This is a genomic window from Micromonospora sp. NPDC047134 (assembly GCF_040643455.1).
GTDB lineage: Bacteria > Actinomycetota > Actinomycetes > Mycobacteriales > Micromonosporaceae > Micromonospora.
This window is the reverse complement of sequence record NZ_JBEYUI010000001.1, coordinates 359148-381372: the sequence shown is the minus strand read 5'-3', so window position 1 is coordinate 381372 and position 22225 is coordinate 359148. Positions and strand designations below refer to the sequence as shown.

The 22225-nt window shown below is 71.4% G+C and carries 22 protein-coding genes; 3 read left to right on the top strand and 19 right to left on the bottom strand.

The window, feature by feature from the left end:
- Positions 1-149: 149 nt before the first annotated feature.
- The 12 genes from ABZ795_RS01590 to ABZ795_RS01535 form a co-directional block, all read right to left on the bottom strand.
- Entirely contained in the window at positions 150-1349 is a 1200-nt protein-coding gene (locus ABZ795_RS01590) for an RtcB family protein (RefSeq protein ID WP_357527963.1), read from the bottom strand.
- Between the two features lie 148 nt (positions 1350-1497).
- On the bottom strand, positions 1498-1875 hold the full coding sequence (gene mnhG / locus ABZ795_RS01585; protein WP_327026060.1) for a monovalent cation/H(+) antiporter subunit G: 378 nt from the start codon (positions 1873-1875) through the stop codon (positions 1498-1500).
- Positions 1872-2135 (bottom strand): monovalent cation/H+ antiporter complex subunit F, encoded by a 264-nt coding sequence (locus ABZ795_RS01580; RefSeq protein WP_327026062.1) that lies wholly within the window; start codon positions 2133-2135, stop codon positions 1872-1874. The genes mnhG and ABZ795_RS01580 overlap by 4 nt, the downstream gene beginning before the upstream one ends.
- Positions 2132-2755 (bottom strand): Na+/H+ antiporter subunit E, encoded by a 624-nt coding sequence (locus tag ABZ795_RS01575; RefSeq protein WP_357527961.1) that lies wholly within the window; start codon positions 2753-2755, stop codon positions 2132-2134. Before ABZ795_RS01575 ends, ABZ795_RS01580 begins: the two co-directional genes overlap by 4 nt.
- Complete coding sequence (locus ABZ795_RS01570) at positions 2752-4329, bottom strand: Na+/H+ antiporter subunit D (protein ID WP_327026066.1); 1578 nt, start codon at positions 4327-4329, stop codon at positions 2752-2754. Before ABZ795_RS01570 ends, ABZ795_RS01575 begins: the two co-directional genes overlap by 4 nt.
- A complete protein-coding gene (locus tag ABZ795_RS01565; RefSeq protein WP_327026067.1) occupies positions 4326-4787 on the bottom strand; it encodes a Na(+)/H(+) antiporter subunit C in 462 nt (153 codons plus the stop codon). Before ABZ795_RS01565 ends, ABZ795_RS01570 begins: the two co-directional genes overlap by 4 nt.
- Complete coding sequence (locus tag ABZ795_RS01560; protein WP_357527958.1) at positions 4784-7606, bottom strand: Na+/H+ antiporter subunit A; 2823 nt, start codon at positions 7604-7606, stop codon at positions 4784-4786. Before ABZ795_RS01560 ends, ABZ795_RS01565 begins: the two co-directional genes overlap by 4 nt.
- 202 nt (positions 7607-7808) lie before the next feature.
- Positions 7809-8783, bottom strand: coding sequence for an ion transporter (locus tag ABZ795_RS01555; RefSeq protein ID WP_357527956.1), 975 nt, complete (start codon positions 8781-8783; stop codon positions 7809-7811).
- A gap of 68 nt (positions 8784-8851) precedes the next feature.
- The gene (locus ABZ795_RS01550; RefSeq protein WP_357527954.1) at positions 8852-9901 is read right to left on the bottom strand and encodes a PHB depolymerase family esterase; all 1050 of its coding nucleotides are present in this window, start codon (positions 9899-9901) and stop codon (positions 8852-8854) included.
- 142 nt (positions 9902-10043) lie between these two features.
- Positions 10044-10910, bottom strand: a complete 867-nt coding sequence (locus tag ABZ795_RS01545) for a M15 family metallopeptidase (protein ID WP_357527952.1) — start codon at positions 10908-10910, stop codon at positions 10044-10046.
- Positions 10911-10917: 7 nt separating this feature from the next.
- Positions 10918-12111: a D-alanyl-D-alanine carboxypeptidase gene (locus ABZ795_RS01540; RefSeq protein WP_357528312.1), complete on the bottom strand. Its 1194-nt coding sequence runs from the start codon at positions 12109-12111 to the stop codon at positions 10918-10920.
- Between the two features lie 127 nt (positions 12112-12238).
- A complete protein-coding gene (locus tag ABZ795_RS01535) occupies positions 12239-13471 on the bottom strand; it encodes a serine hydrolase (protein WP_357527951.1) in 1233 nt (410 codons plus the stop codon).
- A 299-nt stretch (positions 13472-13770) separates the two neighbouring features.
- Between ABZ795_RS01535 and ABZ795_RS01530 the strand changes: the two genes are divergently transcribed.
- Positions 13771-14676 (top strand): hypothetical protein, encoded by a 906-nt coding sequence (locus ABZ795_RS01530; RefSeq protein ID WP_357527949.1) that lies wholly within the window; start codon positions 13771-13773, stop codon positions 14674-14676.
- A 196-nt stretch (positions 14677-14872) separates the two neighbouring features.
- On the opposite strand, the gene ABZ795_RS01525 is transcribed toward ABZ795_RS01530, so the two are convergent.
- Complete coding sequence (locus ABZ795_RS01525) at positions 14873-15331, bottom strand: protein-tyrosine phosphatase family protein (protein WP_357527947.1); 459 nt, start codon at positions 15329-15331, stop codon at positions 14873-14875.
- Positions 15332-15454: 123 nt separating this feature from the next.
- Positions 15455-16261 carry a DedA family protein gene (locus ABZ795_RS01520; RefSeq protein WP_357527945.1) on the bottom strand — a complete coding sequence of 269 codons (807 nt, stop codon included), beginning with the start codon at positions 16259-16261 and terminating at the stop codon, positions 15455-15457.
- An 82-nt stretch (positions 16262-16343) separates the two neighbouring features.
- On the opposite strand from ABZ795_RS01520, the gene ABZ795_RS01515 reads away from it, so the two are divergent.
- Complete coding sequence (locus ABZ795_RS01515; protein WP_357527943.1) at positions 16344-17051, top strand: carbon-nitrogen hydrolase family protein; 708 nt, start codon at positions 16344-16346, stop codon at positions 17049-17051.
- Positions 17052-17057: 6 nt separating this feature from the next.
- Here ABZ795_RS01515 and ABZ795_RS01510 read toward each other — a convergent pair whose 3' ends face one another.
- The 5 genes from ABZ795_RS01510 to ABZ795_RS01490 form a co-directional block, all read right to left on the bottom strand.
- Positions 17058-18629, bottom strand: coding sequence for a protein kinase (locus ABZ795_RS01510; RefSeq protein ID WP_357527941.1), 1572 nt, complete (start codon positions 18627-18629; stop codon positions 17058-17060).
- A 57-nt stretch (positions 18630-18686) separates the two neighbouring features.
- Positions 18687-18893: a hypothetical protein gene (locus ABZ795_RS01505; RefSeq protein ID WP_357527940.1), complete on the bottom strand. Its 207-nt coding sequence runs from the start codon at positions 18891-18893 to the stop codon at positions 18687-18689.
- Between the two features lie 2 nt (positions 18894-18895).
- A complete protein-coding gene (locus tag ABZ795_RS01500; protein WP_357527938.1) occupies positions 18896-19945 on the bottom strand; it encodes a LacI family DNA-binding transcriptional regulator in 1050 nt (349 codons plus the stop codon).
- Between the two features lie 108 nt (positions 19946-20053).
- Positions 20054-20941, bottom strand: a complete 888-nt coding sequence (locus ABZ795_RS01495; protein ID WP_327026080.1) for a helix-turn-helix transcriptional regulator — start codon at positions 20939-20941, stop codon at positions 20054-20056.
- Positions 20942-21073: 132 nt separating this feature from the next.
- On the bottom strand, positions 21074-21313 hold the full coding sequence (locus ABZ795_RS01490) for a DUF397 domain-containing protein (protein ID WP_327026081.1): 240 nt from the start codon (positions 21311-21313) through the stop codon (positions 21074-21076).
- Positions 21314-21569: 256 nt separating this feature from the next.
- Here ABZ795_RS01490 and ABZ795_RS01485 point away from each other — a divergent pair, with 256 nt between their 5' ends.
- Positions 21570-22217: a GGDEF domain-containing protein gene (locus tag ABZ795_RS01485; RefSeq protein WP_327026082.1), complete on the top strand. Its 648-nt coding sequence runs from the start codon at positions 21570-21572 to the stop codon at positions 22215-22217.
- The last annotated feature ends 8 nt before the right edge of the window (positions 22218-22225 follow it).

The following is a 22225-nucleotide window of genomic DNA, read 5'->3' as shown; positions in this document are numbered from 1 at the left end:
ATCGAACCGCCTCCCCCGTCCGCCCTGCTCCGGGCGAGACGCCGGCGCCAGTGCAGGTCGTTCGGCTCGGCGTGCCGTCCACCTGCGCTGCCACATCCGCCCTGGTAACCCAGCGACCGCGCCGGCGCTGGGTTACCAGGGGTGGTCGGTCAGCCCTTGACGCAGACCACCTGCTTGAGGTGGGCCACCACCTCGACCAGGTCCTCCTGCTGGGCCATCACCTCGGTGATGTCCTTGTACGCCCCGGGGATCTCGTCGACCACCCCGGCGTCCTTGCGGCACTCCACCCCGGAGGTCTGCGCGGCCAGATCCTCCGTGCTGAAGGTCCGCTTGGCCTGGGCGCGCGACATCCGCCGTCCCGCCCCGTGCGAGGCCGAGCAGTACGCCGCCTCGTTGCCCCTGCCCCGCACGATGTACGACCCGGTGCCCATCGATCCGGGGATGATGCCCAGCTCACCGGCGCCGGCCCGGATCGCCCCCTTGCGGGTGACCAGCACCTCCACCCCGTCGTAGCGCTCCTCGGCCACGTAGTTGTGGTGGCAGCTGATCGGCTCGTCGTAGCTGACCTGCCCGAACCGGTCCCGCACCAGGTTCATCAGCATGGCCAGCATGACCGCCCGGTTGCGCCGGGCGTACTCCTGCGCCCACCACAGGTCCCGGCGGTAGGCCGCCATCTCCGGGGTCCCGGTGAGGAAGACCGCCAGGTCCCGGTCGGGCAGGTCGGCGTTGTGCGGCAGCCGTCGGGCCACCGCCATGTGCCGCTCGGCCAGCTCCTTGCCGATGTTGCGGGAGCCGGAGTGCAGCATCAGCCACACCCGCCCCGGATCGGTGCCGCCGGACTCCAGGCAGACCTCGATGAAGTGGTTGCCGCCGCCGAGGGTGCCCAACTGCCGGTGGGCCCGCGTCTCCAGCTGGGCCACCCGGCGGTCCAGGTCGGCGAAGCGCTGCCAGAAGTCACCCCAGCCGCGCTGCTCCAGACCCCGGACACGGCGCGGGTCGACCGGCTCGTCCCGCTGGGCGAACCCCACCGGAATGGCCTCCTCGATGGCCCGACGCAGCCCGGAGAGGTCGTCCGGCAGGTCGGCGGCGGTCAGCGAGGTGCGTACCGCCGACATGCCGCAGCCGATGTCCACCCCGACGGCCGCCGGCGACACGGCCTGCCGCATCGCGATCACCGAACCTACCGTGGCACCCTTGCCGAAGTGCACATCCGGCATCACCGCGACCCCCTGCACCCAGGGCAGTCCCCCGATGTTGCGCAGTTGCCGGGCCGCCTGCGCCTCGATCCCGTACGGATCCGTCCAGACCCGCACCGGTGCCCGGGTCCCCGCAAGCAGGCTGAACCCCATGATGCCCTCTCCTCGTCAACGCCGATCATGCACTTCCGGTCGCCGATACGTCACTTCTGCGGCTTGTACCCCGACAGAAAGTGCAAGACGCGGAATGCGTGGGGTGAGGGTAGGGAGTGGGGGGTTACGGGGGCAACGGGGTTTGGGGTCAGGGGCGGTGGGGGGTGGGGGTGTCTTCGGTGATGCGGTCGAGGTGGGCGGCGAGTTCGTCGGTGAGCAGAAGGTCGCTGCGGATCTCACCGTGCGGGTAGCCGGCCCGACCGACCATGTGGGCGGCCACCGGGGCGGTGGCCAACTGGAAGACCCCGATCAGCACCAGGGTGGTGATGTCGACCCCGGTACGCAGCCGCAGCCCGCAGCCGAGCAGCACCAGCAGCAGCCCGAGAACCTGCGGCTTGGCCGCGGCGTGCATCCGGGTGAGCAGGTCGGGGAAGCGCACCAGGGCCACCCCGGCGGCGAGACTGAGCAGGGCACCGCTGATCAGGCAGACCGCGGCGACGATGTCGAGTACGGCGTCGAGGCTCATTTGCCGTTTCTCCCTGCCGCGAAGCGGGCGACGCTGACCGACCCGACGAACCCGAGCACCGCCAGCACCACCAGCACCGGCAGCGCGGTGGCGTCCCGGCTGTAGGCGGCCTCGGTGGCGATGGCCGCGACGATGATGGCCAGCAGCACGTCGGTGGCCACGGCCCGGTCCAGGATCGACGGACCACGGATGATGCGGGTGAGGGTGAGCCCACCGGCCACGGCGAGCAGCGCGGTGACGGTCACGGCGACGATGGTCATGCCGCTACCCCTTCCAGATCCAGTGGCGGCGGTGGATTCTCCCGGATGCGACGCTGTTCCTCCGGTGAGCCGATGGCACCGATGATGCGGCCCTCCAGTTCCAGCACCTCGCGCCGGAACTTCTCCACCTCGGCCAGGCTGTCGAGGTTGATGACGTGGACGAACAGGGTGCCGCTGGCTCGGTCAGCCTCGAGAATCAGGCTACCCGGCACCAGGGACAGGGCCTCCGCGGTGAGGGTGAGGTTGAGGTCGGTGTTCACCCGCAACTGCACCGCGATGATGGCGCTGTGCGGCACATGCCCCGGACGCATCGCCAACCAGGCGATCTGTACGGAGGCGACCACGAGATCGCTGAGAAAGCGGACCAGGAACCGGAGGACACCGAGGGGGTGGATGCGCCCCGCGAAGGTCACCGGCGGCAGGGGGAAGACCGCCAGCAGCACGGCGGCCACCACCAGCCCACTGATCACGGTCGCCCAGGAGGGCGTACCCCAGAGCAGCACCCAGACCACCACCAGGAAGATCACCGCGGTGATCCGGTTGCGGCGTCGGGCGGCCGGGGTCAGGGGTGGGTTGGGCGGCTCGGTCGGATCCGCCGGGGTCATCGAGTCGGGTTTCACGGCGCACCTCCCGGGAAGACGGCCTCGACGTACGGGGTGCGTTGCAGCAGATCGTTCGCGGCGTCCGTGCTCAGGTCGAACAGCGGACCGGCCACCACCGACAGCACCAGGCCGAAGACCACCAGGGCCACCGTCGGCGCGATCATCAGCCGGGGCAGCACGGCACCGGTCTGCCCGGCCGCCAGGGGCTGCTGCGGCTGCACCGCTCCCTCGGTGCGGGCCGCCTGCTCCGCGTCATCGGCCGCCGGCATGTCCGGGTGGGGTGCCCGCCAGAAGGCCAGGTTCCACACCCGGGCCACCGCGTACAGGGTCAGCAGGCTTGTGACCAGGCCACCGGCGACCAGAATCCAGGCCAGGGCCCCCCCGTCGTCGATGCCGGCCTGGACCAGGCCGAGCTTGCCGAGGAACCCGGAGAAGGGTGGGATGCCGGCGAGGTTCAACGCCGGTACGAAGAACAGCACCGCGAGGATCGGCGACAGGCGGGCCAGGCCGCCCAGCCGGTCCATGGCGGTGGTGCCACCTCTTCGTTCGACCAGTCCGGCGGCGAGGAACAGGGTGGTCTGGATGGTGATGTGGTGCACCACGTAGAAGATCGCCGCGGACAGCCCCAGGGCCGAGGTGAGCCCCACCCCGAAGAGCATGTAACCGATGTGGCTGATCAGGGTGAAGGACAGCAACCGTTTGATGTCGGACTGGGCCACCGCGCCCAGGATGCCGACCACCATGGTCAACACGGCCGTCACCAGCAGCAGGGTCGCGGTCCGTCCGCCGGGGAACAGCAGGGTCTCGGTACGGATGATGGCGTACACACCGACCTTGGTCAGCAGGCCGGCGAAGACCGCGGTGACCGGGGCGGGGGCGGTGGGGTAACTGTCCGGCAACCAGGCCGACAGCGGGAACACCGCGGCCTTGATGCCGAACGCCAGCAGCAGCATGCCCTGGAGCACCAACCGGATGTCGTCCGGAAGGGCGTCCAGCCGGTCGACGAGCTGGGCCAGGTTCAGGGTGCCGGTCGAGGCGTACACCAGACCGATGGCGACCAGGAAGATCACCGAGGAGAGCAGGCTGACCACGACGTAGGTGGTGCCGGCCCGGATCCGGGTCTCGGTGCTGCCCAGGGTCAGCAGCACGTAGCTGGCCACCAGCAGGATCTCGAAGCCGACATAGAGGTTGAACAGATCGCCGGAGAGGAAGGCGTTGCAGACGCCGGCGGTCAGCACCAGATAGGTGGGGTGGTAGACCGACAGCGGAGTCTCCTCGTCGCCGTCGGCCATACCCTGCCCGATGGAGTACACCAGCACGCACAGGGTCACCGCGGCGGAGACCACCAGCATCAGGGCGGCGAGCTGGTCGGCCACCAGCACGATGCCCAGCGGGGCGACCCAGCCACCGACCTCCACCACCAGGGGCCCGTGCAGGCTGGACTGCACCAGCAGGGTCGCAGCCACCGCGACCGTGGCGGCGAGCACGGTGAGGCTGACCCACCGTTGGGCGCGGGGCCGGCCGAGCAGCAGCAGGGTGAGGGCCGCGCCGAGCAGTGGCATCACCACCGGCAGCGGAACGAGGTAGGTCATCCGGCCCGCCCTCCCTTCGCCGTGGCGGACAGCCGCCGATCGTCCTCAGTCGGTGTTTCCTCGTCGTCGTCACCATCGACGTCGTCGTCGGGGACCTCGTCGCGGTCCGCGAGGTCCATGATCCGGCGGTCCTCGACGTCGTCCTGCACCTCGTCGTGCCCGTTGAGGTGCCAACTGCGGTACGCCAGGGCGAGCAGGAAGGCGGTCATGCCTAGGGTGATCACGATGGCGGTGAGGATCATCGCCTGCGGCAGCGGATCACTCATCTCCTCCTGCGGGGTGCTGCCGACGATCGGCGGGCCTCCGGCCCGCCCACCGGTGAGCAGCAGCATGTTCGCGCCGTTGCCGAGCAGGATGACACCCATCAGCACCCGGGTGAGGCTGCGTTCCAGCAGCAGCGTCACACCGGCGGCGACGAGCACGCCGACCACGATGACGTAGGTGAGGTTGGGGCTCACACCAGCTCCTTTTCCCGTACCTCGTCGCCCTCGGTCTCGTGTTGGCGGTCCATCTCGGCGCCGAGGCTGCGCAGGATGTCCAGTACCAGGCCGACGACGATCAGGAAGACCCCGACGTCGAAGAAGGCCGACGTGACGAAGTGAATGTGACCCAGCACCGGCAGGTGGAAGTCCAGCAGGGCGCTCTGCAGGAACTCCCCGCCCAGCAGCACCGCGGCCAGGCCGGTGCCGACGGCCACGAACAGACCGGCGCCGAGCACCACACCGGCGTCGACCGGGGCGGCGCCGTTGAGCTCGGTACGACCACCGGCCAGGTACCGCACGGCCAGGGCCAGACCCGCCACCAGACCGGCGGCGAAGCCGCCACCGGGGGCGTTGTGGCCACTGAACAGCAGGTAGATGGAGAACAGCAGAATGGCGTGGAACAGCAGCCGGGTGATCACCTGAATGATGACCGACTGGGACCGGGCGGTGGCGCCGGTGGTCAACCAGCGGGGCCGGTTGTACTCCGTCGGGCCCCCGCCGGGGATGTCGCCACGGCGGACCAGGTCGCGGGCATGGCGGAAGATCAGGCTGGCCACCCCGGTGGCGGCCACCACCAGGACGGCGATCTCACCCATGGTGTCCCAGGCCCGGATATCGACCAGGGTCACGTTGACGACGTTCTTGCCGCCGCCGTAGGCCACCGCCTCGTCGGGGAAGTCGACCGAGATCGGGACGGCCTGCCGGGCCCCGGCCGCGACGTAGGCCATGCCGGCGGTGACGGCGCCGACGGCCACCCCGATCGCCACCCGACCCCGTCGGCTGGAACGGATCGGGCGTTCGGAGAACTTGGCCGGCAGTCGGCGCAGGACCAGCACGAACATCACGATCGTGACGGTCTCCACCAGGAACTGGGTCAACGCCAGGTCGGGGGCCCCGTGCAGGATGAACATCAGGGCGATGCCGTAGCCGGCCACCCCGACCAGGATCATCGCGGTGAGCCGACGCAGGGCGCGGGCGGCCATCACGGCGGCGATCACCACCATGGCGGCGGCGACTCCCTGCAAGGGGGTGTCCCACAGATGGAAGCGCTGTGGCCAGGGGCTGCCGGCCAGCAGCGCACCACCCGGCAACACGACCATCACCACCAGGATGACCCCGAGGTAGAACGGCAGCGAACCACGCTGGGTCCTACCGGTCAGCTCGACCGCCAGCCGGTCGATGGCGTTGATGCACTTCTTGTACGCCACCGCCCCGTCGAACGGCAGCCGCAGGGTGACCCGGAACCGCTCCCGGCGCATCAGGGCGAACAGTCCGACACCCCCGGCCACCGCCAGCGCGGACAGGCCCAGGGCCGGGGTCAGGCCGTGCCACAGGGCCAGGTGGTAGCCGGGCTCCGCGGACCGGTAGAGATCGGCGTACGGGGCCAGCAGGCGATCGACCGCCGGGGCCAGCACACCGACGGCCACCCCGGCCAGGGCCAGCACGGCGGCCGGGGTGAGGATCGCCCAGGACACCGGCCGGACCGTGGTGGGCTTGATCCCGGGCTTGTCGGCGAAGGCCCCCCACAGGTAGCGCAGGGTGTACGCCACCGTCAGCACGGAACCGAAGATCACACCGGCGAGTACCACCAGGTCGGCGGTGCCGCCGTGCAGCAGCGCCTCGACCGCGGCCTCTTTGGCGACGAAACCGGCCATCGGCGGCAGACCGGCCATGGAGGCCGCGGCCAGCCCCGCCACCACGGCCAGGGCGGGGGCCCGACGCCCTACACCGCTGAGTTCCCGCAGGTCACGGGTGCCGGTGGCGTGGTCGATGACCCCGACGGTGAGGAACAGGGTGGCTTTGAACAGGGCGTGGGCCAGCACCATGGCCACCCCGGCCAGGGCGGTGTCCCGGGTGCCGGCACCCAGGATCACCATCAGCAGGCCGAGTTGGCTGACCGTGCCGTACGCCAGCAGCAGCTTGAGGTCGACCTGCCGCAGCGCCGACCAGCCGCCGAAGAACATCGTGATCAGACCGCCGACGAGCAGCACCGGCCGCCACGGGGTGGCATCTCCGACGGCGGGGCCCATCAGGGCTACCAGGAAGACGCCCGCTTTGACCATGGCCGCGGCGTGCAGGTACGCGCTGACCGGGGTGGGGGCCGCCATCGCCCCCGGCAACCAGAAGCTGAACGGGAAGATCGCCGATTTGCTCAACGCCCCCAGCAGGACCAGCACCAGGGCGGTGGCCAGGTAACCGCCGGCGGGCAGGTTCTGGGACACCTCGGACCAGCGGTAGCTGCCGGCGTGCTGACCCAGCATCACGAACCCGGCGAGCATCGCCAGGCCACCCAGGGTGGTCACCAGCAGGGCCTGCATGGCGGCTCGCCGGCTGGTCCGCTTGGCCGGGTCGTAGCCGATCAGCAGGTAGGAGAAGACCGTCGTCAGCTCCCAGAACACGTACAGCAGCAGCAGGTCGTCGGAGACGACCAGGCCGAGCATCGCACCGGCGAAGGCCACGAACACCGCCGCGAAGCGACCCAGGCCGGGGTCGTCGGAGCGGAAGTAGCGGGCGCTGTACGCCAGCACCAGCGCACCCACCCCGCCGACCAGCACCAGCATCAGCCAGGACAGGGTGCCCATTCGTAGCGCGAGTTCCAGGCCCAGCTGCGGCACCCAGGTCACCGTCTCGACCACTGGCTCGCCGGAGCGGACCCCGCCGGTCTGCGTCAGCGCCCACGCCAGCGTCGCTCCAGGGACCAACGCGACCACGTAGAGGGCGTGCCGTCCCCAGAGTCGCACCAGCGCCGGGGCGATCACGGCTGTCAGCGCATGGACCGCCACCAGAACCAGCACACACCCTCCTCGGGAGATCATCAGTCGGTGCAACGACCCTATCCGGTAAGGACCGCTGTCTGCATCTGCCGTGATTTGGATCAAAGGTGTGTCCGGCGACAGAGCACTCAGAACGTCCGCCGAGTTCACCGGTCGTCGACCGTTCGACCCGGGCCGGAAAACACCGGGGATCGGCGCGTCCGGTTCGGTCAAAAACGTTCGTTCAGTCCTTCAACACCCGACGTCCCCGCCCGTCGTCGCGATCGATGCGCAACTCCCGCTCCAACTCCACGATGAGGGTGCGCAGATCGTCCAGGCGTTGACTGATCGCGATGCGGTCCACTTCGTCGGGCACCCCGTCGCCGTCGGAGTCGTAGCCGGGGGCCAGCCCTTCGGTCATCTCCAGCCGACGCGCCTCCTCCATGGAGTTGACGAAGACGGCGATCAGGATGTTCAGCAGCAGGTTCACCGTGATCACCACGAAGCTGCCGTAGTAGAGCACCGTCCACGGGGAGACCTCCATGCCCTGTTCTATGAGGTCCGGCAGGGTCTCCAGGGACAGCAGCACGAACAGGGTCAGCAGCGACCGTCCGATGTCCCCGTACTGCTCCGGATAGACCTTGCCGAAGATCAGCCAGCCGGCCATCCCGTAGACGTAGAGGGTCACCACGGCCAGGGCGAAGAAGCCGCCGATGCCCGGCAGACTGCGCCACAGGGCCGCGACGATCGTGCGCAGGCCGGGCGAGAACCGCACCAGCCGCACCATTCGCAACACCCGTACGACCCGCAACAGCGCCGAGTCGCCGTGCAGGCCCGGCAGGAAGATCGCCACGATCACCAGGAAATCGAAGACGTTCCAACCCTGGCGGAAGAAGTCCTGTGGTCGGCGCCCGTAGGCCAGCACCCGGATGACGATCTCGATGACAAAAATCACTCGGAAGATCCACTCGACCGCGTGCAGGGCCGTGCCGGCCGCACCCAGATCGGGATAGGTCTCCAGCCCCAGGACCACCCCGTTGGCCAGGATCACCGCGACGATCGCGAGTTCGAACGGGCGGGAGGCGGAGATCCGGGCACAGGCCTCGAACAGCCCAGGCCGTGACGAGTCGACCGGCCCGCGGCGCGGGGCCGGCACCTGCGCACCGTTCACCGGGTCACTGACCTCGGCATGAGCGCTGGGGCCGGCCGCGCCAGCCACCGTGCGTCACCCAGGTATCGACGTACGGCAGTCATGACCGACAGCCTACGGGGCGACGCCGGGCGTCATCATCCGCCCAGTCGTCGGACCATGTTCATCACGGTCTCCACCTGGGCCCCGCCCTTGATGGGGTAGTTCGTCGCCCCCAGGTAGCCCCACCAGTCCCAGCAGCCGTTCGGATTGGCGGTGGCGGTGACCGCCTGCGGATACAGCACGATCATCGCGTTGGTGTCGGCGTACTGGTTGAGGTTGGCCCGGTCCACGAAGGCCGTACCGACCCGGCTGCGCCCCTGCAGGCAGCCGTGCAGGGCGACCATCAGGCGGCAGCTCGCCCCGGCCGCGCAGGAGGCCGGAACGTAGGCGAACCCCTCGGCATCCATGCTCAGGGCGGTGGCCCGGCCGCCGGGGGCGAAGGTGTGCTGGCTGAACCGGATCAGGGTGCCGCCCAGGGGGCCGGTGTTCGGCGGCTGCACCGTGCCGAACAGCTTGCGCAGCAGGGAGTTCTGCGGGTCGGTGCCGCAGTTGTTGAGGAACGGTGCGGCCGTGCCCGTGCAGCCCACCGTCCCGTACGGGGTGACCCAGCCGTGCCCGGCGGAGGAGGTGTTGTCGTACTGCACGTTGGCGCCGAAGTGCTGCTGGTAGCGGACCAGGTCGTCGCTGACCGACCGCTTGACGGTGCTGTCGGAGCGACCGTGGAAGACGTAGACCGGCTCCCCGGACAGCCCACTGACCGGGTCGATCCAGCCGTAGCCGGCCCAGGTGCGGGTGTAGGTCTGCAGGGCGCTCAGGTAGGTCGGGTAGAGGTTGTCGCCGCAGCCGTACAGGGCCTGGGCCACGTTGTTCTGGGCGCAGTAGTACGGGCCGGCGGCGAACAGCGCCGCTCCCCTGATCCGCTGCGAGTAGGCGACCTGGAGCTGGGTGGCCAGGTAGGCCCCGGAGGAGACCCCGGCGACGTACACCCCGGAGATCCGGTACGACGACAGGGTCCCGGCCACCGGGGTCTTGGTGTGCACAGTGGCGGCGTACGCCGGTGCGGTGGGGGTGATCAGCATTGCCGTCGGGGTGATCAGCGCTGCCGCGACGGCTCCGGCGAGCAGCCGCAGGACGGATTTCAGCATGACGCTCTCCCTGAGGGCCGGTGAGCGCCGGCGATGATGTCGGCGTACGGCGACGCTAGCGTGATCCAGGTCACCGGCGACATGAGCGCGGCCCACACCCGAGCGGGTCGCGCTGTGGTGCCGGGCGCTGCCCTGCGGGCGGTCAGTCGGCGGAGGAGCGGGCGACCGGCAGGTCGAAGTAGGTGTCCGGCCAGGGTTCGTCGCCGTAGCGGTAGTGCCACCACTCCCGGTCGTAGCCGACGAACCCGCCCTCGGTCATCAACCGCCGCAGCAGCCGCCGGTTCTCCCCGGCGGTGGCGCTGACTCCAGTGGCGTCGATGTGCGCCAGCGGATCGAAGCAGTCGAACCCGGTGCCCATGTCGACACTGTTGTCCCCGAAGCGCTCCGGCACGGGGGCCGCGCAGGCCACCAGTGGTTGGCCGGCGACGTAGGGGGCCTGCGCGGGCGGGGGCAGGCCGACCAGGGTCAGGTCCACCGTGCTGCCCCGGCTGTGCGCGGTCGGCGCACCCAGATAGCCCTGGTCGAACAGGTCCGACTTGGCCACCCGGGGATAGAACTCGGCCTTCATCCGCTGATCGTCCGGGCGACCGGCCCAGGTCAGGAACTCCTCGGCCGCGGACTGCGGGCGGTAGCAGTCGTACACCTTGAGGGTGTGGCCGGTGACCAGGGCGGCGTCCTGCACCCGGCGCAGCGCCTCGGCGGCCGGGCCGGTGAGCAGGCACACCGGCTCGGCATATCCGGTGACCGGTCGACCGATGAAGTTGTGCGGCCCGGCGTACCGGATGTCCGTCAGGATCCGGGGGTCGGCCTCGGAGAGCAGGACTAAGCCCGGACCGGTGGTGCTTGTCGCGGAGGGGGTGGGGGTCGGGGAGGGTTGGGGTGCGGGCGTCCGACGGCCGCACCCGGCCGCCGCTACCAGGCCCACCGTCAGCCCGACCAGCAGCACCGCCGCCGCCCGACCCGGCCGCCGCCCGGGTCGGGGCCGGTCGGCAGGGCGGCGTTCGGCCATCCGCCGGTCAACCGCGGGAGGTCGGGGCACGCCGGTCGGCACGCAGCCGCCGCCGCACGATCAAGCCAGCGACCAGGACGGTCAACCCTACGGCCAGGAGCAGGTACGAGCCGGAGCGGAGCCGGTCGGCCAGCGGATGCCCACCGGCGGTCTCGCCACCGGAGGCACCACCGGGCAGCGCCTGGGGCGGCACCGTGCTCGGTGCCGCGGAGGCCGTGGTGGCGCCGGGGGGCACCAGCACCCCGACCGAGGCGTCACGGGGCAGGGCGAAACCCCAGTCGAGCAGCTCGGCCCCCTGCTCCCAGGCCCGCTTGTCGATCACGTCCGCGCCGAGCAGGGTGACCACCAGACGGCGTCCGTTGCGTTCGGCGGCACCGACATAGGTGTGCCGGGCCAGGTCGGTGTAGCCGGTCTTGCCGCCCAGCGCGCCCGGGTAGCGGTAGAGCAGCTGGTTGTCGTTGTCGATGGTGAAGCCCTTGGCGCGGTGTCCCGGCTGGGCCGGGATGTCCGCCTCCCGGGTGGCCACGTACCGGCGGAAGTGCTCGTCGGCGAAGCAGGCCCGGGCGATCAACGCCAGGTCGTACGCGCTGGTGAACTGCCCCGGACCGTCCAGTCCGGAGGGTGTCGCGGCATGGGTCTGGTACGCCCCGAGCCGCCGGGCCTGCTCGTTCATCTCCCGCAGGCCGCCGGCCATCCCGTCCGCGCCCCCACCCAGGCGGGCCAGGGCGTTGGCCACCTCGTTGCCGGAGCGCAGCAGCAGCCCCAGCCAGAGGGTGTCCACGCGGTACCGGCCACCCGCCACCAGTCCCACCGCCGAACTGCCCGGCTCGATGTCCAGGTCGCCCGCGGTGATGGTGACGACCTCGGCCGGATCCAGTCGGGGCAGCATGGTCGCGGCCAGCAGCAACTTCTGCACACTCGCCGGAGTGGCGTACTCGTGCGGCCCACAACCACCCAACACCTGCCCGGTGTCCAGATCGGCCACCACCCAGGAGGTGGCGGCCACCTTCGGTGGCGCCGACACCTGCGGCGGGGCGACGAGTCCGGCGGTCGCCAACCGGGCGCCCCCGACCGCTCGGGCCACCGGATCCGGTGCCGGTGTCGCCGAGGGTGTCGGGCCGGGCGCGGGTGGCGCCGGTCGTGGGCACGGCACGGGTGCCGCCGCGGTGGCACCCGTGGTAGGCACCAGTGGTGATGTCATGAGCGCCGCGGTCACCGCCACGGCCAGGCCGGAGACTCTCACAGCCCTTGACACTATCGGGTGAATTCCGGCCAGTCCGGCGAATCGACCAGCACGGACCTCCCGCCGGCCCTCGACCCGGCGTGGGTCACCGACGGCGGGCGCTGCCTCGCATCCGCCATACGAGAACCACGGCTAGCACGATCAGAACCGCTCCCACGGCCAACGGCACATACCGGCCCCCGCCGGGGGTGTCGTCCAGCCCTGCCGAGGTGGTCACCTGCGCCGGCGGCAGGTCCTGGCTGGGTGGGGTGGGGGTCGGGGTCGGTTCGGCCTCCCACTCCCCCGGGTCGACCAGGCGACCCACCGTCGCCTCGGGCGGCAGGCCGAATCCCCAGTCGAGCAGGGCCGCACCCTGTTCCCAGCCCCGCAGCGGCTGGGGCTCGGCACCGAGCAGGGTGACCACCAGCCGACGTCCGTCGCGCTCGGCGGCACCGACATAGGTGTGCCGGGCGTAGTCCGTGAAGCCGGTCTTGCCGCCCAGGGCACCCGGATAGCGGTAGATCAACTGGTTGTTGTTCTGGATCTGGAAACCCTTGGCGCCCAGGGCCTTCTGCGCCGGGATCCGGGCCCGCTCGGTGCGCACGTACCTGTTGAAGGTGGAATCGGCGAAGCAGGCCCGGGCGATCAGCGCCAGGTCGTACGCGCTGGTGAACTGTCCCGGACCGTCCAGTCCGGAGGCGGTGACCGCGTGGGTCTGCAGGGCACCCAGATGGCGGGCGTACTCGTTCATGGCCCGCACCCCACCGGCCACCCCCTCCGGCCCGCCGCCGAGGCGGGCCAGGGCGTTGGCCGCCTCGTTGCCGGACTGCAGCAGCAGCCCCAGCCAGAGGGTCTCCACCCGGTACCGGCCACCGGGCAGCAACCCGACCGCGGAACTGCCCGGGGCGATGTCCAGGTCCTCGCGGGTCACCGTGACGACCTGGGTCGGGTCCAGTCGGGGCAGCATGGTCGCGGCCAGCAGCAGCTTCTGCACACTCGCCGGGGTGGCGTACTCGTGCGGCCCACAACCACCCAGCACCTGCCCGGTGTCCAGATCGGCCACCAGCCAGGAGGTGGCGGTCACCTTCGGTGGCGGCGGCGCCTGCGGCGGCACGACCAGCCCCGGGGTCGCCAGGGCCTCGCCGCCGACCACCCGATGCTGCGCCACCGTGGGTGGTGGCGTCGGTCGCGGCGACCGCACCACCTTGGGTGCCTTCGCCTTCGGGCAGGGCGGCACAGCAGGAACGGCGCTCTCAGTGGCCGCCGCAGCACCTGGAGTCACCGGAGCGACGAGGGTCGCAAGGACGACGAAGACGGTCACCAGCGCCCTGAGCTTCATGAACACGCAGACTAACGGCCAGCCGGCGCCCAGCACCCGGGGCGGTGCGGCATCGGCGCGCAGTCACCCCGCGAGACCGTTGAACTGATAGATCCCCCCTGCCGTATTCACCGGCGAACCACAGTCACCCCGGACCTGCGGCGGGAGCGCTCCCGACACACGTCCGGTCCCACCCGGGAGCACGACACGCAGGCGGGCCGACCGCCGCCGTCGTACCGCCCCCGGGCCCCCACACGTCGCATCAGCCGGCGGGCGACCTTCGTCGACCCCTCCGGCCGGTCAATCATGAGGAGAGACGCATGGTCAGGCGTACGCTACGACACCAGAAGCACGCGGCCTTGAAGGTCGGCGGGGTCGGCCTGCTCGCGGTGACCCTGCTCGGAGCCGGTCTGACGCTGGCCTCGGCCGATGACAGCGCCAGGACCGCCGCGCAGACGGCGAACTGCCCGACGGTACGGGACAAGCTCGGTTCCGTGCCCGCCGCTGCGGCCGCCGGAGTCGAACAGGAACTGGCCAACCTCGACAAGCAGATCGAGGAGGCCAACGCCCGTCTCGCCCAGCAGGCCGCCAACCCTCAAGGCGGCGCCAACTTCATCTCCAACGCCATCCTCGGCCCCCTGGCCAGCAAGCGGGTGGCCGCCCTAGACCGCATCGGCATCAACATCAACCGGGTGGGTGGACAGCGCCCCGAACTGGCCAGCCTGGCCACCTGCGGCCTGAACCCCCCGGGCACCCCCAGCGCCCTCAACGGCAACGCGGGGAACGGGAACGCCGGCAACGGCGGCAACGCGGGTAATGGCAACGGCGGAAACGGCAACGCGGGTAATGGCAACGCGGGCAACGGCAACGGCGGGAACGGCAACGGCGGGAACGGTAATGCCGGCAACGGTGGAGTCGGGGTCGCCCAGAAGGTGAGCTGCCCGAGCGTCGGCGACCGGCTGCCTGCCGTACCCGCTCAGGCCGCCGCCGAGGTCCAACGCGAGCTGGCCAACCTGGACAAGCAGATCGGCGAGGCCGACGCCCGGCTGGCACAGTTGGCGGTCCGGCCGGAGGGTGGCCCGAACTTCGTGCGCAACGCCGTGGTCGGCCCGCTGGAGGACCGGCGGGTGGCCGCCATCAACCGGATCGCCACCGCGATCGGCCGGGTCAACGGCAACCGGCCGGGTGACCTGGTCAACCTGGCCCGCCCCTGCGTGGCTCGCTGATCCCGACAAACCCGAACGGCCCGGGGTGACGCCGTCACCCCGGGCCGCACCCGTTCCACCCCAGGGTCACTCCACCTCGGACCGCGCTCACTCCGCCCCGGGCCCGGCACCTCACCCCCGGACCGCGCTTACGTCACCCCGGGCCGTTGGCCTTGGTCCTACCGGTCGACCGGCGACCGCGCACACCGGGATCACCTCATGTCGGGTGGCTCAAGTGCTCGGGCAGTCGGCGCAGCCAGCGGCGCTGCCACGGGGTCTCCACCGCTTTGGGGCGATAGGCGGCCCGGACCCAGGTGACCGCCTGTTCGGCGGGCAGCCCGTCGAGGATCGCCAACGCCGCCAGGGCGGTGCCGGTACGCCCGGTGCCGCCCCGGCAGGCCACCTCCACCCGCTGGCCGGCGTATCCGCGCCGCAGCGCCTCCCGCAACGCCGCCAGGGCGTCGGCCCGGTCCGTCGGCACCCAGAAGTCCGGCCAGCGCACCCGCCGGTGTGCCCAGGCCGGGGCCGGCCCGGGGGCCAGCAGCAGACTGAAGTCGGCCGGGGAGGCGGGATCGGCGATCCGCCGCCCGCGTACCCGCACCCCGCCGGGCAACTCGACCACCCCAACCTCGTCCGCCCAGCCCGCCCCACCCTCCACCGCCCCAGTCTGCCGCACCGGCACCTCCCACGGAGGCCCGCCGGGCCGGGGCTGTGGCAGTGGGGCTGTTGAGCACCCGGCGTGTCGGACAGCTCCACTGCCACAGCTACCGAGGGCGAAGGGCCGAGGGCCGAGGGCCGGTCAGCGGGGTGGTTCCCGGTCCAGTCGGTGGTCCTGGGCCCAGGCGCTGCGGTAGATGGTGCCGCGTCCCTGCGGGTCGGGGACGCTGGCCGGTTCCGCGTCGGCGAGCCCGGCACCGCTGTCGTTGGACCGCAGGCCACCGGCCCGGCGGGAGCGGCGCAGCCGGGTCACCACGAACCACCCCAACCCGAGTACGCAGGCGACGATGACCAGGTTCTGGAGGATGCCGGCGTACGACTCGACCAGGTGCCAGTTGTCCCCGAGCAGGTATCCGGCCAGCACGAAGGTGGTGTTCCAGATCAGGCTGCCCAGGGTGGTGTAGACCACGAAGGTGAGCAGCGGCATCCGCTCCACACCGGCCGGGATGGAGATCATGCTCCGGAAGATCGGGATCATCCGGCCGAAGAAGACCGCCTTGACCCCGTGTCGGAGGAACCACTCCTCGGTGCGGTCGATGTCGCTGAGCTTCACCAGGGGCAGCTTGGCGGCGATCGCGCGGACCCGCTCCCGGCCCAGCTTGGCGCCGATCCAGTAGAGGGCCAGCGCCCCCAGCACGGAGCCGAGGGTGGTCCAGAAGATCGCGCCGACCACGCTCATCCGGCCCTGGGCCGCGACGAACCCGGCCAGCGGCAGGATCACCTCGCTGGGAATGGGTGGGAACAGGTTCTCCAGCGCCACGGCCAGGCCGGCGCCCGGTCCGCCCAGGCGCTCCACCAGGTCGGTGACGAAGCCGACCAGCCCGTCCTCGGGCGGCGCGGACTGACTGACGACGCCGACAGGGGACGCGGCACGCGGAATGTGAATCACCTGTACCACCCTACGAACCATCGCGGGATGGCGCTGTGTGGGTATCGACTCGGCATGAGGGGAGAACCTAGGGTGGGCGACAGTGGAGAATCAACTCGGCCGTGACCGCCTGCGGCTCGCGGTGGCCCAACCCCGGTGTCGGGCGTACGACATCGGGGCCAACGTGGCCGCTCACGCGGCCCTGGTCGAGGCGGCGGCGGCCCGGGTGGTGGTTTTTCCGGAGCTGTCCCTGACCGGATACGAGCTGGACGCCGCCCCGGTCGATCCGGCTGATTCCCGGCTGGCTCCCCTGGTGGAGGCCTGTGCGGCGGCCGGGTCACTGGCCCTGGTCGGCGCGCCGGTGGCCGGGGACCACATCGCCCTGGTCGCGGTGGACGGCACCGGGGCCCGGGTGGCGTACCGCAAGATGTGGCTCGGTGGGTACGAGCCCCGCCGGTTCCGGCCCGGTGCGGAGCCGGTGGTGCTGACCGTGGACGGCTGGCGGCTGGGGCTGGCGATCTGCAAGGACACCGGGGTGGCCGAACACGCCGCCCGTACCTGCGCCCTGGGGGTGGACGTCTACCTGGCCGCCGTGCTGGAGTCGGCGGCCGATGTGGCCGTACCCGACCAACGGGCCCTGCGCACGGCCACCACCCACGGGGTGCATGTAGCGGTGGCCAGCTTCGCCGGCCCGACCGGCGGCGGTTACCGGGAGACGGCGGGCCGGTCGGCGGTGTGGGCGCCGGACGGTACGGTGCTGGCCCGGGCCGGCGGCGACCCCGGGGAGTACGCCCTGGCGATCCTGACCTGACCTGGGTCAGTCGTCGCGGGGCAGGGTGTCCTCGACCCGGTCGAGCAGGTCGTCCATGCGGTCGGCGAAGTCGCCCGGGATCCGGCCCCGGTCGGATTCTTTCTCCAGGCGCTCCCGCAGGTCCTCGATCCGCTTCTGCCGATCCTCGGCCTTGCCGGCGGCGAGCTTGGCCAGGTCCTTGCGGAGCCGGTCGGCCACCTTGCGGTCGAGACCGTCGGTGAGCTGCGCCTCGGTGAGCAGGGCGATGAACTCGGTGGCGAGCTCCCGCAGGCTGACCGGGTCGGGGGGTGCCTGCGACGGGCTGGGGCGCTTCGTCGCGGGCGCGGCCAAGGTGGGGGCGGCGGCCGGGGCACTGGCCGGCGCAGCCGCGGGGGCCGGATCGTCGGCCCCATCGGGAATCAACAACACCCCCAGCCCCACCAGGACGACCAGGGCGGCGGCCACCACCTCGACCGGCGGGCGGCGGCGTCGGCCGGGGACCGCAGGTGTGGGGCCGCCGGACAGGTCCACGGGGGACAGTGGGCCAGGGGTCGGGCGGGCGGGCCGGGACTCGGTCGCCTGCTGGGGGTAGCGCCCCGCATGGTTGTGCTGTTCCGGGTCGGGACGGTCGACCAGGGTCGGTGGATGACCCGCTGCTCCCGCCGGGGCGGTGGTCGGCTCGTCGTGGCCGGGGATGATCGGCAGCACGGCCGTAGTGGGGCCGGCTGCGCTCGCCGCGGCGGTGTGCCATCGGGCGGCGAGTTGCCCGGCCGTGGGTCGCCGCCCGGGTTCCGGGTCCAGGCAGGCCAGCACCAGGGCGGCGGAGTCGGCCGGCAGCCCGGCCACCCGCAGCGGCGGCACCGGACGCCGGTTGGCGTGCACCACCAGGGCGTCCTCCCAGCTGCTCACCGGCAGCGGCACCGCACCGGTGAGGGCGCGGTAGAGCAGGACCCCCAGGGCGTACACGTCGCTGGCCGGATCCGGTGCGGCGGCCCGCAGCCGCTCGGGGGCGGTGTACGCGGGGGTGCCCATCATGGGTTCACCGACGGTCCCGGCGGCGGACGGCGGCCCGGCCAGGGCGGCGATGCCGAAGTCCAGCACCTTGGCGCCGGTGTCGGTGAGCATGACGTTCGCGGGTTTGATGTCGCGGTGCACCACCCCGATCCGGTGGGCGGCGGCCAGGGCGGCGGCGACCTGGGCGGCCATCCGCAGGGCCGCCGGCCAGGCCAGCGGCCCCTCGGCCAGCCGGTCGGCCAGGTTGCGCCCCTCGACCAGTTGCATCACCAGGTACGGCACGACCCGCCCGTCCAGGGCGGCCTCACCGTAGTCGTACACCTGGGTGACGTGGGGGTGGGCCAGCCGGGCCGCGGCGCGGGCCTCGCGGCGGATGGCGGCCCGCAGATCGGGGTCGGCGGCGAAGCCGGCGGCCAGCACCTTAACCGCCACCGGGCGGCCGAGGACCTCGTCCTCGGCACGCCACACCTCGGACATGCCGCCGAGGCCGATGCGCTCACGCACCACGTACCGGTCGTGCAGGCGCAGGTGGGGGGTGAAGGAGGACATCAGCGCCCAGTCTGCCTGGTCGGTCGGTGCGCGCACCACCCGGCGGTGCGGGTGGTGCGCGGGCCGGGCCGTAGGTGTCTGCGGTGTCGGTCGCTACCGGGTGCAGTACGGGGTGGCGGTCCGCGGGGCGGGCTGGATCTGGTCGGCCAGTCGCCGCAGGGTCACGGCGGCGAGGTGGCGGGCACCGTTCAGGCGCGGGGTACGCGGCGGATCGGGAATGATCGGCGCGTCCGGCCGAGCGGAATTGACGTGTCGGGTGACCGCGTCGATGGCGAAGACGAAGCCGTTGGGCTGTTCCATGGTCAACTCCTCGGGGCGGGTCCGGTGCTGGTCCGGACGACGAGCGTGGTGGGCAGCAGGATCTGGTGTGCGTCGGGGTCCACGGGCGGGTCTAGCAGGAGTTCCGCCGCGCGACGCCCCTTCTCCACGCCGGGTTGGCGCACGGTGGTCAGGCCGGCGGGCGCGGCCTCGGCGATGTCGTCGAAGCCGGTGACCGAGAGGTGTCGGCCGGCATCGCGCAGGGTGTCGAGGGCGCCTAGGGCGAGCACGTCGGCGCAGGCCAGCACGGCGGTGATCGGCTCGGGCAGGGCATCCGGCGCGCGCACGGCGGCGGCACCGGCGGGACGGCTGTTGTCGGCCGCCGAGAGGATCGTCAGGTGCGGCCAGTCGACCCCGACGGCCGCCAGGGCGTCGGCGAAACCGGCCAGGCGTTCCCGGGTGGTGGGGTGCGGCACCTCGGCCACCTCGCGGACCCGGACCCGCCCGGGCGCGGCGTCCGGCAGCACGCTGTCGGCCAGCAGGGCGATCCGCCGATGGCCGAGCCCGGTCAGATGTTCGGCCACCGACCGGGCGGCGGCCCGCTCGTCGATGCCCACCCACCGGTCCTCCGCCCGGGGGCGGGCCGAGGTCGTGACGAAGGGCAGTCCACGGTCACGGATCGTGTCGACGATCTCCCCTTCCTCGTCGCCGCCGCAGTAGACGCAGAACCCGTCGACGGCGGCGTTCTCCACGGCCTTGCGGGCACCGGCCGCTTCGGCGGGCAGCGGCACCAGCAGCAGGCTGCTGTCGTGCCGCTCGGCCGCCTGCGCCACGCCGGTGAGGAACTGCGTGGCGAAGGGATCGGTGAAGGCGTAGGACAGCCGGGAGGTGAACAGCACCCCGATGGCGCCGACGTAGCCGCGGCGCAGTGACCGGGCGGTCGGGTCCGGGCCGGCGTAGCCCATCTCCCGGGCCGTGTCGAGGATGCGTTGCCGCAGTTCCCTGGAGAGCTGGTCCGGGCGGCTGTAGGCATTCGACACGGTGCTGCGGGAGACACCGACCGCCTCGGCCACCGCGCGCAGGGTGGGTTTCACCGGCCCCTCCCTTCTGGATCGATTCAGACTGGATCGATCCAGAGATTAGTGGCACCGACCGACGGATGTCAATCGAATGACGGAAAGTGACGGTGGGGCAGCGACCGATCAGTCGTCCGCGAACTCCGCGATGATCCCTTCCAGGATCTCAGGGGTACGCTCCGGCGGCTCGGCCTCCACACAGAGGCGCTCCATGGCCACCGCGTAGAAGTCCAGGTCTTCCCGCTTGTCCAGGTAGAGCGCGCTGGTCAACTGTTCGATGTAGACGATGTCGGGCAGGTCCTGGTCGCCGAAGCGCAGAATGGTGAAGGCGCCCCCGGCGGCGGCATGTCCACCGGCGGCGAAGGGCACGACCTGCAACCGGACGTTAGGGGTACGGGTCGCCTCCAGCATCGCCTGCAACTGACCCCGCATCACCTTCGGCCCACCGATCGGCCGGCGCAGCGCGGCCTCGTCGACCACCGCCCACAGCCGGGGCGGACGCGGTCGACGCAGCAACTCCTGACGGTGCATCCGCAGGTCCACCCGGCGCTCGATCTCCGCCGGATCGGCCTGGCCGTGGCCGAGTCGCACCACGGCGCGGGCGTACTCCCGGGTCTGCAACAGCCCCGGGACGAACTGGACCTCGTAGCTGCGGATGAGCGCCGCCGCCGCCTCCAGGCCGAGATACGACTGGAACCACGAGGGCAGCACGTCACCGTACCGGTGCCACCACCCTGGGTTGTTGGCGTCCCGGGCCAGTTTGAGCAGGGCGGCGCGTTCCTTCTCGTCGGTGACCCCGTAGAGGGTCAGCAGGTCGGCGACGTCGCGCTCCTTGAAGCCGACCCGGCCCAGCTCCATCCGACTGATCTTCGACTCGGATGAGCGGATCTCCCAGCCGGCGCTCTCCCGGCTGACCCCGCACGACTCCCGCAGCCGCCGCAGCTGTGCGCCCAGCAGCATCCGCAACACGGTCGGGCCTACCGCCGCGCCCTCCTCGGCGGAAACCATGGTCACCTGCCGCCCTCCGCATGCCGTCGTCGATCGTGCCGGTGGACCGGCCCGACCGACGTGTAAGCATGCCATGAACCTTCAGTGAGGTGAACATCCATCCCCGTGCACAACAAATCCCGTCGGTGGGATCCCGGGTCAGCCGATCAGATGATCGAAGTCTCCATCGCGGGCCCCGCGCACGAAGGCCGCGATCTCGTCGACCGTGTAGATCAGCGCCGGCCCCTCGGGGTGTCGGGAGTTGCGCATCGCGATACCCGCTCCCCCAGGCAACTGGGCCAGCTCGACGCAGTTCCCACTGGGATTGCTGCGACGGCTCTTCAGCCAGGCGAGGGGAGGCAACTCGTTGGCGGGGACACCGTTGGGCGGCTGTTGCATGGGGGTGTCTGTTCTCTCCGGTAGGCGCCGACGCCGTGGGAGGAGCGGTAGCGGCACGAGGATGTGGTTTCTCGTTCATTTGCACGTGCATCTGCTATTGCATCTGCAATGGACAGCGAGCATGATAGCGCATGTGTGTGGTGCCCATCCGCTCACAATCTGTTACGCAAACCTGGTTTCCACCAGGGGAAACGGACATGTTTGGCGACGCTCGTCGGCCAGGGGTGGGCGCGTGTGACGGCGAGGGGAGGATCTTGTGCCGGATCCGCTGACGGTCGCCTCCGGCATCTGTGCGGTGGGTGCCCTGCTCTCCTCGTGGCAGATGGGTCGCCGAGCCGTACGTGCCGAGGCCGAGATCGGCCGCCTTCAGGCTGAACTCGCCGCCGAGCGGCACGCCGCCAGCCACGATCCGTTGACCGGTCTACCCAACCGGCGTGCCTTCTACCGGCTGGCGACTGCGCTGCTCACCGACTCCGCCGGCCGACCCCTGGTGGCCGTGATCCTCGACCTGGACGACTTCAAGCAGATCAACGACCGGTACGGCCACGCGGCCGGAGACAAGGTCCTGATCAGTGTCGCCGAGCGGTTGGCCACCTTCGCCGGAGACAATCTGGTGGCCCGGCTCGGGGGTGACGAGTTCGCCGGTCTGCTGGCCAGCCCGACGGTCGACCACCGCTGGATCGACCACGCCACCGGGCGCCTGTACGACATGCTCGCCGCACCGATCTGTCTCGGCCCCACCACCGTCCGGGTGACCGCCTCGGTCGGGCTGGCACCGGTGCACGGGACCCAGCTCATCGAGGCTTTGGACCGTGCCGACGCGGCGATGTACGAAGCCAAGAGTTTGGGGGCGGCCCGCTCCCGCCGGGCGTTACGCGAAACACCGCACCTGGCCGAGTGCTGACCCCGTCG